The organism is Streptomyces apricus (assembly GCF_008369065.1).
Classification (GTDB): Bacteria; Actinomycetota; Actinomycetes; order Streptomycetales; family Streptomycetaceae; genus Streptomyces; species Streptomyces apricus.
On sequence record NZ_VDFC01000006.1, the window covers coordinates 29,543 to 43,945 of the forward strand.

The window sequence follows — 14,403 nt, forward strand, 5'->3', positions numbered from 1 at the left end:
GAAACGCAGGAAGCATAGGAAGTAGAGGGCGGTCATGGGAGTTTATGACGGCAGGAATGTCGTGATCGTGGGCGGCAGCAGCGGCTTCGGTTTCACGACGGCCCAGATGCTGGTGAACGGCGGAGCCCGAATACTGATCAGCGGTCGCAGCCGGCCCGCACTCGACTCCGCCAGCGAGCGGCTCGGGCCGAATGCCGTTGCCGTCCGTGGTGACATCGCCTCGCTGCCCGACCTAGACGTTCTCGCCGAACGCGTGAAGTCCGAGTTCGGGACGGTCGACGCACTGTTCGTGAGCGCCGGCGTCACCCGTTTCACGCCCTTCGAGGAAATGACCGCGCAGGCATACGACGAGCTGCTCGCAATCAACGCCAAGGGGCCCTACTTCGCCGTGCAGAAGCTTGTCCCACTGTTGCGGGAGGGAAGCGGCGTGGTACTCACCACCTCGGTCGCGAACGTTTTGGGAATTCCGATGATCAGCGCCTACTCGGCCGCGAAAGCGGCCCTGCGCTCCATGACCCGCGGGCTCGCCCGCGAGTTGCTTCCGCGGAAGATCCGGGTCAATGCGGTGAGTCCCGGTCCCATCGACACCGGAATCCTGGAGAAGGCACTGCCGGAGGAGGAAGCGAAGCAGACCAAGAAGCAGATGATGGCGGACAATCCCATGGCGCGGTTCGGCGAGCCGATCGAGGTCGCCAGGGCGGTCGCGTACCTGGCGTTCGACGCCACCTTCACCACCGGGGCGGAACTGGTCGTGGACGGGGGCGCTTCGCAACTCTGAGGCGACTCTGAGCGAGGTGGCGGTGGCGGTGGCGGGCGTCGTCACACGGGCTCGTGGCACGGCCGCAGCGCCTCGGCGCGTCTTTGTCCTCCCACCGGGTCTCCCCACCGCGACCCGACTCCTCTTGTCAATTCCGGTGAAACGGCATACCCGTGGCACGCGGTTTTCACCGGAAACGACGAAGACATGAACATCTGCCGTGAAGGAGGCTTTCCCCGGTCGCCGTCCACCACGAAGACGGCCATCGGGAGGGAGAACGGATGAGGTTACAGATGACCCGGCTGCGCGGGGCCACGGTGGCGGTTACCGCTCTGGTCTGCGGGCTCGTGCCCCAAGTCGGTATGGCCGGAGTCGCCGGCGCCGCGGGCACCGCCCAGGCAATGGCTACGGCGGCTGAAGCACCGGCTTCGCCTCCGTCGGACATGTCCGTCGCCTACCTGTCCTGTACGGTTCCGTCCGGCTACACCTACACCTCGGTCACGAACACCACGACCTGCTCCACCAGCGGCTTTGCCCCGCTCTACGACGTGGTGCAGCCCAGGACGGGCCTGTGGGCCTGCACCGTCCCGCGGGGCTTCACCTACACCGCGACCTCAAGCACCATCGTCTGCTCCACCAGCGGACTCAGCACCAGTTACCTCCTGCGGGCCATCTGAGTGGCTGTTGTCGTTCCGAGCTTGAGGAGTGCGCGTCGAACGCGGGTCTCGGTCGGGTGACCGCTGTCGGCCGCGGGCATGAAGGCAGGGTCTCTTGGCAGCTCGGGATGGCGAAGCCGAAGCCGACCGAGATCCAGGAGACCCTGCCGCCGATGGCCTACCGGACCTTCGCCCGGGTACGCATCTGCTCTGCCGGTCGGCCCAGTTCGGCCGCCGTCGCAGGGGAGCCGGGGGAGACGTCGCTGAGCCGGCTGTGTACGGCCGTTGAACGGCCCACTCACCGCCCTGGTTCAGCGGCGTTTCCGTTGAACGCCGTATGTGACAGCCGTGCACCTTCGCTATCGACCGACCGACCGACCGCCCGCCCGGCACGGACCCGGTGGTCTACCGGTTCGCGGCTTCGCGGGAAGGGATTCGGTTCGTGCGACCGACCGCGCGAGCAGCCGCGTTGCGCACCGCCAGGCCCGGCCGGGTGCGGGGCACCATGAGCCTGGAGAGCGGGCCGACGCGTCGCTGCCGCGGACCTACCTCACGGCGGAGCCGCGCCTCGTAGGCGGCGAAGGCGCGAATGTGGTCACCGGGGCGTGCGGCGAGCTCTTCCGCGAGGGCGTACGCGCCCGCCATCGCCATGCTGGAGCCGTCACCCAGCAGGGCCGTCGCGGCCGCCGCGTCCCCGAGCAGCACGACCCGCCCGCGGGACCACGAGGGCACCCGGATGGTCGTCAGGGGGTCGAAGAAGGGAGCCGGGTGGTCGAGGAACGCCGCCACGAGTTCCGGTGCCCGCCACCGCACGTCGGCGTAGGCGTCGGCCACGGTCTGCTTGTGAAGGGCGATGTCCTTGCGGTCGTGGGGCGCCGACCGTTCGGCCCGGAAGGTGAAGATCGCGAGCGGAGTGGTCCGCGAGGGGTGGACGACCAGCATCCGGTTCGGCACGGTCAGCATCGTCATCTCGCTCGGGTCCTCGACGGCGTCGGGTTCCAGCGGCACGGTCGCGCCGTACAGGCCCAGGTCGCCGGCGAACTGCCGCTCGGGGCCGAACACCAGGCGCCGCACGGTGGAGTGCATCCCGTCGGCGCCGACCACCAGGTCGAAGCGCCGTGGCGCCGACCGCCGGAAGGMGACGTCGACCCCGCCTGCGTCCTGGTCGAGAGAGGTGACCGTGTCGTCGAACAGGAACTCGGCCCCGGTCCGCGCCGACCGGTGGAGCACCTCGGACAGGTCGGCTCGGGTCACCTCGACCGTCGGCGCCTTGTCCGAGGTGAGCGGGAGGTGCAGGATCCGCCTGCCGTCGGGGTCGAGCAGGGTCAGGGAGCGATTGCGGGTGGCGAGCGCGCGGAGCTGCGGAAGGATGCCCATGCGGTCGGCGACCGGGATGGCGGGCCCCTTCACGACGATCGCGCTGCCACCGGAGCGCAGCTGCCGGGCGTGTTCGACGGCCGTCGGCCGGTAGCCGTTCCGGGAGAGCCAGTACGCGAGTGCGGGTCCTGCGATTCCGGCACCGACTATCAGCACTTCGGGCTTCTTCATGACGACGACCTTTCGGAGTGTCGATGACCAGGCATCCGGCGAGTGCCGGGTGGACATCGGGGCGCGGCGGCATGGGGTGGCGCCGTCAGGGCAGGTACGAAAAATTTCGTACCTCAGTGGAGCATGTCCTTCAGGTACGATTCAAGTCGTACCTGAAGGAGGGTGCCGCGTGGCAGGGAAGAACCTGGCCGGTCCGCAGGCCGATGCGCTCGATCTGGGTGCGGTGTTTCGCGCCCTCGCCGACGAGCACCGCCGTTCGGTGATGATGCAGTTGGCCGCCGACCGCGGCGACAACGAGCGGGGCTGCAACTCGTTCGACCTGCCGATCTCGAAGCAGACCCAGACCCACCACTTCCGGGTCCTGCGCGAGGCAGGCCTCATCGACGAGATCGACTACGGCAACCGCAAGGGCGTCCGACTGCGGCGCACCGATGTCGAGAAGAAGTTCCCTGGGCTGCTCGCGCTCCTGGAAGCGCAGGCTACGGGCGGCGCCGCATCTTGCTGAGCGCGGGCGGGCGCGCCCTCGACACCATGCTGAGCGTTTCGTACTCCACAAGTCGTTGTCAGTGCGGCCCCATAGCTTTGGGGTCATGACGGAAAGATCTGATCCGGCGTCCCGGGAAGCGAATTCCTCGCATCTGCCTGCCTCTTGGCGGGCGGACTGGACGTGCGGTTCCGCGTCCGATCCTCGGCTGCTCCGCACCTTCAGCGGTCACGGAGCCCCCGTAGTCGCAGTGACGACGGCGGTCGTCGACGCGCGTCCGGTTGTCGTCTCCGCGAGCCGCGACGCGACGGTGTGCGTCTGGGACCTGGCGACAGGCGAACGGCTGCATACGCTGACGGCAGCTCCTCCCGATCCCATGTCGTCGTTGTCGCCCGAGTTGGTGGCCCTGGCCACGGTGGTGGTCGACGGGCGGCCTCTGGTGCTCACGTGCCACACCGACGGGACCGCGAGGCTCTGGGATCCGGAGACGGGGCGTTCTGCGGGTGAACTGGCCCTGGTCCTCGCGCAATTGGTCCTGGATGGTCGGCATGTGGTGCTGGCCGTTCAGGCGGACCGGACGCTGGGCGTGTGGGACCGGGCGACCGGCAGTCGGCTCGGCGTGTTCCCCTGGATGGTGGACATGGGGACGCTGGACGGACGCAAGGTTGTCGTGACGTGCCCACCGGACCACCCTGCGCAGGTGTGGGACCTGGCCACCGGCCGCGAGGTCGGCGAGTGCCTGCCAGCCCAGGGGCCGTGGACACTCGAAGGACGGCACATCGCCGTGACCGAAGAGGAGGGCGGGCCGGGCCGTGTATGGGATCTGGACCGCCACGTGCTGCTGGCAGCCGATCTGCGGGACTTGCTGACGGACGCCGAGTACGGTGACGCGCTGTCAGCCTTGGCGGCCGTCGACACGGTGTCGGCCCTGACGGTCGTCGACGACCGGGTCGTGGTCCTCGACTCCCACTACGAGGGCGCCCCAGAACTCGTCGGCGACCTCACCCCTGTTGTCTTTCCCGACGACCCGTCCGCGACACTGATCCTGGAAGGGCGCCGTGTCGCGCTCGCCGTGGGCGTGGGCGTGGGCATGGAGGTGGACCACACCCTGCGCTTCTGGGACCTGTCGACGCGCCCCATGGACCCCACAGGCTCTGACGGTACGCGGAACATGCACAACAGCATGCGCAGCATTCCTTTGGAAGCAGCCGCGGGCAAGGAATTGACCAAGGGCGAACCGAGAGACCTCGTCGACCTGGCACGCCTGATCTCCGCCCGTACCAACGGCCTGCTCGCCACCGAGGGCAGTGGGGAAACCTGGGCGGAGGCCACTTCCCGGAACCTGGTTCCGGGGGACACGCCCTTCTCCCTCCTCTCCGGTCCGGACGGCACCGTAACGCTTCGGCACACGCCCGACCCGTCGTCCGCAGGCGGTGTGCAGACCGGTCACACCGATCGGGTATGGGCCGTCGCCGGCACCCCGGTCGGGACGCGCACCCTGGCGGTCACGACATCCCGCGACCGCACCGTACGGGTCTGGGATCTCGCCACCGGCGAACAGGAGGGTGAGCCCCTCACCGGGCACACCGGACAGGTGTGGGACGTCGCCATCACCACGCTGGACGGACGCGCCGTCGCCGTCACCGCGGGGGAGGACCACACGGTCCGCACCTGGGACCTCACCGCTGCCCGGGGAGACGGCGGCCGGCTGCGTACCGGACACACCGCGTCCGTCCTGGCGGTCGCCACAGCGGTCCTTGACGGTGCCCCAGTGCTCGTCAGTGCAGGCGCCGACCACGCCGTGCGCACCTGGGACCTGACCACCGGCTCGCAGGTTTCCGACTCCCTGAGCGCAGAGGTGTCCGCCATGGCGACTGCGGTGGTGGGCGCAGCTCCGGTCGTCGTCACGGCCGCTCCCGATGCCACCCTGCACATGGTGGAACTCGCCACCGGCCGAACCGTCCACCGTCCGTTCCTCAGCGGCCACGGCAGAGTCCTGGCCATGGCCTCGGCGGCCCTGGACGGTCTGCCCGTCCTCCTCACCGCGGGCAGTGATCGCGTCGTGGGCGTCTGGGACCTCACCACCGGGCAGCCCCTGGTCGCACCTCTCACCGGCCACTCCAGCCGTATCACGGCCGTCGCCACCACGGTTCTCGACGGACGGCCCGTGGCAGTCACGGGCAGCTGGGACAAGACGGTGCGACTGTGGGACATCGCCACCGGTCGGCAGCTCGGCGAACCCCTGACCGGCCACACCGACTGGGTGACCGCCGTGGCCACCGCCACCCTGGACGGAGTCCCCCTCGCCGTCAGCAGGAGCCGGGACCGGACGATACGCCTGTGGAACCTGTCCGCAGGCCAGGAGATTTACGCCGTCCAGGCCGCCGAGTCAGGCTCCGGCAACACGCTGGCGGTCTCGGCGACGGCCGACGGACGGCTCGTCGCGGCCTTCGGCGATGACCGCACCGTGCGGTTCCGCGATCTCATCGCAGGGTCCCCAGCCGGTACCGACCACCTGCTCCCGTTCCCCGTGCACTCCCTCGTAGCGGCGCCGGGCGGGCGCTTCGCGGTGGGGTTCGGTTGCGAGGTCGGGGTGCTGTCGAGGGCATCCTGACAAGCCAGGGACCTCGCCGGGGCAGCAACGGTCTTCGCCGGGCGGCAGGTGTCGCTTCACGAAGGACGGGCGGTCGGATCAGGTGCGGGAGAACGGCGCCCAGTCGGTCAGTTCGAAGCCGGAACCCCGGCGGCGCATTTCGAAGGCACCGTGTCCGGGCAGGTGCGCCGGGAGCACGAGGGCGTTGTTGTCCGCGGCGTACGCGAACATGCGCGCACGGCTGGCGCGAGCACCGTCCTCGTCCTCCTCGAAGCAGCTGTTGATGTGCGGCTCGTGCACCTGGATCGCGCCGTGCAGGAGGTCGCCGGCGAAGATCGCGCGGTCGCCCCCGGACTCCAGATGGATGATCGAGGAGCCGGGCGTGTGGCCGGGTGCCGGTTCGAGGCGGAGGTGGGAGTCGATGGTGTACGACTCGTCCCAGGTCTCCACCAGTCCGGCCTCGACGACCGGGTCGACGCTGTCCTCGTAGACGTTCTGGTTGCCCCGCCCGAACACCGTGTTGTGGAGGTTCTCGGGCCTCCAGTACTCGACGTCACGCCGCGGCATGAGGTAGGTCGCGTTGGGGAAGGTAGGGACCCAGTCGCGGCCTTCGAGCCGGGTGTTCCAGCCGACGTGGTCGTCGTGCAGGTGCGTGTTGACGACGATGTCGACGTCTTCGGGCCGCACGCCGACAGCGGCGAGATTCGCCAGGTAATCGGTGCTGAGGTAGGACCAGATCGGTTGCAGCGGGCGGTACTTGTCGTTGCCCGCGCCGGTGTCGATCAGGATGATCCTGCCCTCGCTGCGCAGTACCCAGGACTGGGTGGCGGTACGGGTGAGATCGGTGTCCGGATCCCAGTGGTGGGGCGCCAGCATCTCGGTGTGCCGCTGCCACTCCTCGGGCTTGCTGCCGGGGAAGAAGACATCCGTCGTCATCGGAGTGGTGTCGGAGTACTCCATGACGCGGTGGATCCGCACATCACCGAGTTCGATGGTGCTCACCGTCGGCGTCCCGGTCCCGGTCCCGGTCCCGGTGTCGGTGCCGGTCCCGGTCTTGGTCCCGGTTCCTGTTCCGGTCTCGGAGGACGGGGTGGCAAGGGGGTTCATCGTTCTCCTTCGAAGGTTCGGACGTCGTCCTCCAGCCTGCGAGCATGCGGTGCCCCGGAGGTATCGGACACGTGACTGCACTTCACCGGTCTTCGTCTCCGGTCTCCAGGGCGGCGGGCCCGAGGCCGTCCTGGCGAGCCCGAGCCGTTCGTCATGTGACTGCACCCGAGGTACACCGAGAACGCCCTGGTAGCGTCGATGCGCGGGATGCGGGATGCGGGATGCGATGACCGGAGGCGTCGAGCCCCGGAAGATCCCGCCACGTCTGGAGAACCGGTGGACGAGTACACAGCGACAACCGCCTGCGGCCCCAGCGGCACCGCCGTGATCAGAGGAGCCGAGTGGGACAGGCTGGTCGCAGCGGTGACCACGCCGCGTACGGCGGAGTCCGTGACGAGGACGGCGGACGTTCTGCTGACCGTGGTGGGGGAGTGCGGAGCGGGCAAGACCACCCTGGTGGAGGCGGTCGCGGAGCGCTTCGCCGCGGACGGCGGCCGGGTGCTCAAGGCCGACAGCAGCCCGTCCGAGACCCACCTGGCGTTCTCGGTCCTGCACCAGCTGCTCCGTCCGGTCCGCGGGCGGATCGACCTCCTGCCCCTCAGGCAGCGAGGGGCGCTGCACGTCGCTTTCGGAGCGGGGGAGCGAAGCGAGGCGCCGGACCCGATGCTCATCGGGACAGCGGTCCTCACTCTCCTGCCGGACCTCGCCGCCGAGCGCCCGTTGCTGGTGGTCGTGGACGGCGCCCAGTGGGCCGACCGCGCCTCGCTGGACGCCCTCTCCTTCGCCGCCCGGCGGCTGGCCGACGAACCGGTGACGCTGCTGGTCGCCACCAGGGACCCCACGTTGCGCGGGCTCGCCGCTCAGGAACCGACCCTCACCCTGGACCCCCTCGACCGCGGCGCGGCGGAACGGCTGCTGGACCTCCAACCGCGGGTGCCCGCCGGACCCATCCGGGCAGCCGTCCTCGACCAGGCCGAGGGCAACCCCCTCGCCCTGGTGGAGCTCGCCCGGGCCGTCGGCGACCACGACAGTACGTCCCGCACGATCCACGGCCCGCTCCCCGTCACCGAACGGCTGGGGCGGCTCTACGCCGACCGGCTGGCCGCGTTGCCCGCCCGGACGCGCCGCGCGGTGGTGCGCCTGGCCGCCGTCGACGACGAGGACCCGTCGCACACAGTGCTGTCCTGGCTTCCCGACATCGGCGATCCGGTGTGGGCGCCCGCCGAGGAGGCCGGACTCGTGCGGCGAAGCGGGGGACGACTGCGCTGGGGCCATCCGCTCTCCCGGCTCGCGATCCACCACACGGCCCCCGCCGAGGAGCGGCGCGCGGCGCACCTGGGGCTGGCCGAGCTGTTCGGCGACCAGGATCCCGACCGGCACGCCTGGCACCTTGCCGCCGCCACCTCCGGGCTGAGCGCGTCGGTCTCGGCCCGGCTCGAAGCCGGTGCGGACCGGGCACGTCACCGCAGTGGCTACGCAGCCGCCGCCCACATGCTGGAACGGGCCGCGGACCTGCACCCCGACCGGGGCGAGAGCACTCGGCTGCTGGTCGCCGCGACCCGTGCGGCGGTCCTGACCGGCAGGCTCGACTCCGTCGAACGGCTGGCCGCACGCACCCGCGTCGGCACCGACGACCCGACCGCCGCGGCCCTCGCCGCCCTCCAGGTCGGCCGGCTCATGACACTGACCAGCTCGCACAACGCGGCCTTCGGACAGCTGATGCGCCCTGCCGCCGCCCTCGCCGACAGCGATCCCGCGGCGGCGTCGGAGGCCCTGGCCGCCGCCTCTGTGGTGCGCTTCTACTCCGGTGACGCGGCCCAGTTGTATGAGATCGAACGCCTGCTGCCCCTGGCCTCGACGCCCCCCGGCCACCGGCTCGGAGAGCGGGAGGGGCTCCTGGCGGACTGGGCCTGGGTCGTCGCGCATCCGGAGGCCGCCGACGCGCGCTTCGCCCTGCGGCTGCCCGCCCTGGCCGTGGGCGCGCGGGAGGAACCGCAGACGCTGATCCTGCTCGCCACCGCTGCCTGGCTGCTGGACGAGACGGAACTGGCCGCGCGTACGTACGACGCGGCGCTCGCCTCGTGGACCTCGCAGGGACCGCTGCCGGACGGCCTCGGCGGGGCAGCCGCCCTCGCCTATCTGGAACAGGGCCGGTGGGCCCGTGCGCAGACGGCCTGCGCCGAACTCGCGGACGTCGCTTCGTCGTTCGGTCTCGATCACGCGGCGGCCTGTGCCGCCGCGACGCAGGCGCTGCTGTGCGCGCTGCGCGGTGACGCGGCCGGGGCCCGCGCCCGGGCGCGGTACGCCCTCTCGCTCGTCGACCCGCGGGAGAGCCGTTCCGTCCTCGTGCTCGCCCACCGCGCGCTGGGCACCGCCGCCACCGCGGAAGGCGACCACGAGACCGCCTACCAGCACTGCCGTGCGCTCTTCGACGACCGGGGCAACCCCACGCACTACCACCTCTCCTACCCGGCGCTGCCCGAGCTGGCGGCCGCCGCGGCCCGGGTCGGCCGTCGCGAGGAGGCCACCCGGATCGTGGACGGAGTCGAGCGGTCACTGGCGGACGCGGGCGCGCTGGCGCCGCGCAGGGCCGCGCTGGTCCGTCTGAGCCGGGCGGTGCTCGCCCCGGCCGAGGAGGCCGAGAAGGCCGAGGAACACTTCACGGCGGCGCTGGAGCCCCCCGCGCTCGCCCGCCGGCCTTTCGAGCACGGCCAGGCGCTGCTCGCGTACGGGGAGTGGCTGCGCCGACGCCGCCGTATCTCCGATGCCCGTCCGCCCCTGGTCGAGGCCGAGGCCCTCTTCCGGCGGCTGACCGCACAGCCCTGGGTGGCGCGGGCCCAGTCCGAACTCAGGGCCGCCGGTGCCCGGAACGCCACCATGAGACCGGACGCCTTCGCCGGCCTCACCCCGCAACAGCAGGAGATCGTGCGGCTGGCGGCGCTAGGACTGACCAACCGTGAGGTGGCCGAGAAGCTGTATCTGTCCCCACGTACCGTCAGCTCGCACCTCTACCGGGCGTTCCCCAAACTGGGCATCACCGTACGCTCCCAACTGAGGGATGTTGTCGACACCATGACCGCCGGCGGCGGCGAGGCGGGTCGGGACATCGACGCGAGGGGCGGTCCATGACCGCCGCGCACCATGGTCGACGGTTCGGCTCACACCTATGCCTCCAACTCCTCGCGCACCCCGCTGCTCCTTCTGCCACACGGCACACCGAAAAACGTGTTGGCCGACTGCCAGGGGGCTGCGACGATGCGTTGGTTTCCCAGGTGGAGGACGTTTGTTCGTTTTCGTGTGTGCGGGATGCGGGGCCGAGTTGACCGCCCCGCTGTCCCAGGTCGCCCTGCCGGTCCATGCCCGTCAGAAGTACGGGAACGGAATTCAGCTTCCGGTGCTCATGGAGTCCGGGACGTTCGCCGCGGACCCCGATCCCTGGGGAGGGCCGTGGCGGGTCCGGGACGAGATCGATCCGGGTGAAGCACAGGCACGCGGCATCTACGCGCCGGTCCCGGCTCTGTCCGACAGCAAGCCCGGGGCGAGTGTCGTCGCGCCCGGTGATATCCGTGGAACCCGGCTCATTCCCGAGAAGCGCGGCGGTGCGTGCTGCGGCCTTGACGGAGCCGACGGGCCCAACATGGCCTGCGAGGCATGCGACCTGCCCGTGGCGACCAGGATCGACGACTGCTCGCTCTGGCAGGCGGTATGGCTCAGCCCGGACGCCGTGCGCCGTGTCCCCGTCGGCGGTACCCGCGCCGCACCCCTCTCCTGGGCGGAGCTGACGGCGAAGGGGGAGCGAACGCCCCCGTTCGAGCCGATCGCCACGTGGGGAGGTCGGTTGGGGCCGGGCCACTACTGGTCGTGGAGCCCGCGGTGGGAGGCGGCAGCCGGCCAGGCCCTCGCCCACCTGTTGGTTGCTTCCCAGGGGCAGCCGGTGCAGGTACCAGGGGGTCTGGCCTCGGACGTGTTCCAACGCGCGCTCGACGTCCTGCTGCCCCCCGGTCCCCCGAAGCGGCGAGCCGTTCTGGCTGGACCGGCCCTGCCCGGACGCGGGCGTCGACATCCTCCTCGTACCGGTCCACCCGCAGACAGGCCAGACCTGGGCCCTCGCCGGAGCGGCTGCGTCGGCATACCCGGTGCCTCTGCCGCTGGGGGTGTGGCTGTGGCTGGTCTCTCCCCGGCCGTACCTGCCGGTTCCCGCGTCAGGCCGCATACCTCAGGACGTACTCCGCGACGACCCGCTCCCGCTGCTGCCCCGCTGCCTGTTCCGGGCCGACCGGGAAACGTTCCGGCGCACCCTGGTCCGCCTGCCGGCCGTGCGCAGTCCGTGGCTGCGTGCGATCCTCGAAAACCTGACACGGGGCGCCGCGGCCGACCTGTTCTAAGGTCCGCTGCCGGCTCTACCGGGGCCGGCTCCGCGCACCTGGTACACCTGGTACACCTGGTACCAGCCGGCCGGTCCACCGCCCGCGCCGCCGTACAGGCCGCATGGTCCGTCTTTCGCTGGGGACGTGGCGGTTACTGGTCGGGCGGCTGGTGGCTGTTCACTGGCCCGATGACCGTGCGTCGTATGCGAGTTGCGCCGTCATGACCTGGTCGCTGTGCTCGACCGTCCAGTCGTACAGGCGGGTGAAGGGCTCACGGAAGGACTCGCCGAGGGGTGTGAGGGAGTACTCCACGCCGAGGGGGGAGGTCTCAAGCACCCGGCGCCGGATCAGGCCGTTGCGTTCGAGTCTGCGCAGTGTCTGGGTCAGCACCCGCTGGGTGACGCCCTCCAGCTGTCGCTTGATCTCGTTGAACCGCGTCGGGCGCTCCAGGACCGCCAGGACCATCATCGACCACTTGTCGGCGATCTGGTCGAGGATGGGCCGGCTCGGGCACTCGGCGCTGAAACGCGGCATACCTCGGGGTGGCAGGGGCGTGGGGCTGGTATCCATCACGATCCTTGGTTGTCGAAAAGTGCGTTATTGACCGTCCTCGGCGCAGCGCCCAGGGTAGGTATGCGTTGCAAACCTACCTGCTCACCGCACACCTTGGAACACTCATGAACCTGGACCAGTACACGACGCTGCGCGTGGCCGTCGACGCCGGAGTCGCGCGGATCATCCTGGACAATCCACCTGTCAACGTGCTCAGCGGCACCTTGATCCGGGAACTGCACGACGTCCTCGGGACGCTGCGGGACGATCGCTCGGTCCGCGTCATCGTGTTCTCCAGCGCGAATCCCGAGTTCTTCATCGCTCACGTCGACATCCACATCCTCGACGAGATGGACGAGCTGCGGGGGATCGCGGACCGCAACCCGGACGCCAATCTCTTCCAGGGGGTCGGCGAACTGCTGCGCCACCAGCCGCAGGTGACGATCGTCGAACTGGCGGGCAAGGCGCGGGCCGGCGGCGCCGAGTTCGTCGCGGCGGCCGACATGACCTTCGCCGCGCGGGAGAGCGCGGGTATCGGGCAGAGCGAGGTGCTGATGGGCATCGTGCCGGGCGGTGGAGGCACGCAGTACCTGCGCGAGCGGGTCGGGCGCAACCGGGCACTGGAACTGCTGCTCACCGGCGATCTGGTGGATGCGGACACCGCGGCCGCCTACGGGTGGATCAACCGCGCGGTGCCCGCGGCCGAGCTGGACGCGTTCGTCGACGGGGTGGCGAAAAAGATCGCCGCGCTCTCCCCGGAGCTCATCGCCGCCGCCAAGCAACTGGTCCCGCCGACGGACCTGACCGACGGTCTGCGGGCGGAGAACGACGCATGGGCCGAGCTGGTGAGCGGGGACCTGCCTCCACGGCTCATGACAGGAGCCCTGGAGCAGGGTGCGCAGACCCCCGCGGGCGAGCGCGATCTGGAATCGGTCATGCGAAGCGTCGCCGCCGGTCTGTAGAAGCCGGTTTGTAAAGGCCGGTCTGTAGAGGACGGTCTGCAGAGCGGGAGCCACGGGCCGGGAAGCCCGCGGACGGAATCCGTCCGCGCCGGCGAGCGGCATGCCGGGCGTGTTTCGTCGGCACGTTTCGTCCGTGCCAGCCCGGCCGGTGCCTCGCCGATGCGCAGAGGATCACGAGATCCAGCTGCGGGCCACGACGTGGGGAAGGCCCCCGCCGTCGTGACGTGCGCGTTCCCCGGCCCGTGCCGCGGATCGCTCCACACTCAAGAGGAGAGATGAACCAATGAGGGCAGCCTTCTACGACACACCGGGTCCCGCCAAGAGCGTGCTGCGGGTGCTGGACGTCGAGCGCCCCGAACCCCGCCCCGGCCAGGTGCGTGTCCGCGTAGCACTCTCCGCGATCAACCCGGGCGACATGTTCATGCGGTTGAACTCCACCCCGCAGGACTTCCAGCGCGTCGGCGAGCACACCGGCCGCATCCCGCACCAGGACGGCACCGGCACGATCGACGCGGTCGGCGCGGGCGTCGACCCGAGCCGGATCGGCGAGCGTGTGTGGATCTGGATGGCCGGCGCCGGCCATCCCTGGGGAACCGCTGCCGAATGGACCGTCGTGCCGTCCGAGCAGGCCGTCGCACTGCCGGACGGCATCTCCGACGAACTCGGCGCCTGCCTAGGCATCCCGGCGATGACCGCGCACTGGTGCCTGCACGCCGACGGCTCGCCCCGCGACCGCACCGTACTTGTTGCGGCCGGTGCGGGCGCCGTCGGGCACTACGCGATCGAACTCGGCCGGATCGCCGGCGCCCGGGTCGTGACGACGGTCAGCGGCCCCGAGAAGGCCGCGCTGGCCAGGGTCGCGGGTGCGGACCTCGTCGTGAACTACCGCGACGCCGACGTCGCCCGGCAGATCCTCGACGGAGCCGGGCCCGTCGACCGGATCATCGAGGTGTCGCTGACCGACAACCTCGAACTGGACCTGGCCGTCGCCGGCCCGGGCGCGACCATCGTGACCTACGCGGCACAGCCCGACGACCCGACCCTGCCGGTCTTCCGGCTCATGTGGTCCAACCTGGTGCTGCGGTTCGCACTGTTCCTCACCGAACCACGGGAGGCGCTGCTGCGCGCCGCCACAGAGATCACCGCTGCCCTGCGCGAGGACGCTCTCACACCCCTGCCGGTGCACTCCTTCAGCCTCGACGACGTGGCGCTCGCACACGAGGCCGTCGAGTACGGCCTCATCGGAAAGGCCGTACTCGACCTGCGCTGATCGCTCGAAGGACTCGTACGAGGGGTCAGCTCCTGACCGCAGCCGAGGGCAGCAGCTGACCAGGGCCCGGGGGCGTTGAGCTTGCCCACCGTCAGGTCGGCTGCGCT

General features: G+C 70.6%; 10 protein-coding genes and 2 pseudogenes. 9 read left to right on the top strand and 3 right to left on the bottom strand.

Annotation, left to right across the window (positions count from 1 at the left end):
• Positions 1-34 precede the first annotated feature (34 nt).
• Both FGF04_RS02580 and FGF04_RS39875 read left to right on the top strand, forming a co-directional pair.
• A complete protein-coding gene (locus FGF04_RS02580; protein ID WP_149509549.1) occupies positions 35-778 on the top strand; it encodes an SDR family oxidoreductase in 744 nt (247 codons plus the stop codon).
• 422 nt (positions 779-1,200) lie between these two features.
• Positions 1,201-1,434: a hypothetical protein gene (locus tag FGF04_RS39875; RefSeq protein ID WP_188113937.1), complete on the top strand. Its 234-nt coding sequence runs from the start codon at positions 1,201-1,203 to the stop codon at positions 1,432-1,434.
• A gap of 384 nt (positions 1,435-1,818) precedes the next feature.
• Here FGF04_RS39875 and FGF04_RS02590 read toward each other — a convergent pair whose 3' ends face one another.
• A complete protein-coding gene (locus tag FGF04_RS02590; protein WP_149509551.1) occupies positions 1,819-2,961 on the bottom strand; it encodes an FAD-dependent monooxygenase in 1,143 nt (380 codons plus the stop codon).
• A gap of 169 nt (positions 2,962-3,130) precedes the next feature.
• Between FGF04_RS02590 and FGF04_RS02595 the strand changes: the two genes are divergently transcribed.
• From FGF04_RS02595 to FGF04_RS02600, 3 genes and pseudogenes are all read left to right on the top strand, one after another.
• The gene (locus FGF04_RS02595; protein ID WP_149509552.1) at positions 3,131-3,466 is read left to right on the top strand and encodes an ArsR/SmtB family transcription factor; all 336 of its coding nucleotides are present in this window, start codon (positions 3,131-3,133) and stop codon (positions 3,464-3,466) included.
• Positions 3,467-3,551: 85 nt separating this feature from the next.
• Positions 3,552-3,758 (top strand): annotated as a pseudogene (locus FGF04_RS41975) (hypothetical protein); the annotation flags it as partial.
• A gap of 63 nt (positions 3,759-3,821) precedes the next feature.
• Positions 3,822-6,059 (top strand): WD40 repeat domain-containing protein, encoded by a 2,238-nt coding sequence (locus tag FGF04_RS02600; RefSeq protein ID WP_235882145.1) that lies wholly within the window; start codon positions 3,822-3,824, stop codon positions 6,057-6,059.
• A gap of 78 nt (positions 6,060-6,137) precedes the next feature.
• On the opposite strand, the gene FGF04_RS02605 is transcribed toward FGF04_RS02600, so the two are convergent.
• Positions 6,138-6,998 (bottom strand): MBL fold metallo-hydrolase, encoded by an 861-nt coding sequence (locus FGF04_RS02605; RefSeq protein WP_235882152.1) that lies wholly within the window; start codon positions 6,996-6,998, stop codon positions 6,138-6,140.
• A gap of 423 nt (positions 6,999-7,421) precedes the next feature.
• Here FGF04_RS02605 and FGF04_RS02610 point away from each other — a divergent pair, with 423 nt between their 5' ends.
• Both FGF04_RS02610 and FGF04_RS02615 read left to right on the top strand, forming a co-directional pair.
• Positions 7,422-10,274, top strand: coding sequence for a helix-turn-helix transcriptional regulator (locus tag FGF04_RS02610; RefSeq protein ID WP_235882146.1), 2,853 nt, complete (start codon positions 7,422-7,424; stop codon positions 10,272-10,274).
• A gap of 154 nt (positions 10,275-10,428) precedes the next feature.
• Positions 10,429-11,530 (top strand): annotated as a pseudogene (locus FGF04_RS02615) (hypothetical protein).
• Between the two features lie 159 nt (positions 11,531-11,689).
• Here FGF04_RS02615 and FGF04_RS02620 read toward each other — a convergent pair.
• Positions 11,690-12,046 (bottom strand): winged helix-turn-helix transcriptional regulator, encoded by a 357-nt coding sequence (locus FGF04_RS02620; RefSeq protein WP_149509556.1) that lies wholly within the window; start codon positions 12,044-12,046, stop codon positions 11,690-11,692.
• A 143-nt stretch (positions 12,047-12,189) separates the two neighbouring features.
• Between FGF04_RS02620 and FGF04_RS02625 the strand changes: the two genes are divergently transcribed.
• Complete coding sequence (locus FGF04_RS02625; protein WP_149509557.1) at positions 12,190-13,026, top strand: enoyl-CoA hydratase/isomerase family protein; 837 nt, start codon at positions 12,190-12,192, stop codon at positions 13,024-13,026.
• A gap of 283 nt (positions 13,027-13,309) precedes the next feature.
• On the top strand, positions 13,310-14,296 hold the full coding sequence (locus FGF04_RS02630; protein ID WP_149509558.1) for an NADPH:quinone reductase: 987 nt from the start codon (positions 13,310-13,312) through the stop codon (positions 14,294-14,296).
• The last annotated feature ends 107 nt before the right edge of the window (positions 14,297-14,403 follow it).

What these genes read in the sequence shown, in the direction of transcription:
- FGF04_RS02625 (WP_149509557.1), top strand. Translation starts at nt 12,190, where the DNA reads ATGAACCTGGACCAGTACACGACGCTGCGCGTGGCCGTCGACGCCGGA.
- FGF04_RS02580 (WP_149509549.1), top strand. Translation starts at nt 35, where the DNA reads ATGGGAGTTTATGACGGCAGGAATGTCGTGATCGTGGGCGGCAGCAGC.
- FGF04_RS02620 (WP_149509556.1), bottom strand. Translation starts at nt 12,046, where the DNA reads ATGCCGCGTTTCAGCGCCGAGTGCCCGAGCCGGCCCATCCTCGACCAG.
- FGF04_RS02630 (WP_149509558.1), top strand. Translation starts at nt 13,310, where the DNA reads ATGAGGGCAGCCTTCTACGACACACCGGGTCCCGCCAAGAGCGTGCTG.
- FGF04_RS02605 (WP_235882152.1), bottom strand. Translation starts at nt 6,998, where the DNA reads ATGGAGTACTCCGACACCACTCCGATGACGACGGATGTCTTCTTCCCC.
- FGF04_RS02600 (WP_235882145.1), top strand. Translation starts at nt 3,822, where the DNA reads ATGTCGTCGTTGTCGCCCGAGTTGGTGGCCCTGGCCACGGTGGTGGTC.
- FGF04_RS39875 (WP_188113937.1), top strand. Translation starts at nt 1,201, where the DNA reads ATGTCCGTCGCCTACCTGTCCTGTACGGTTCCGTCCGGCTACACCTAC.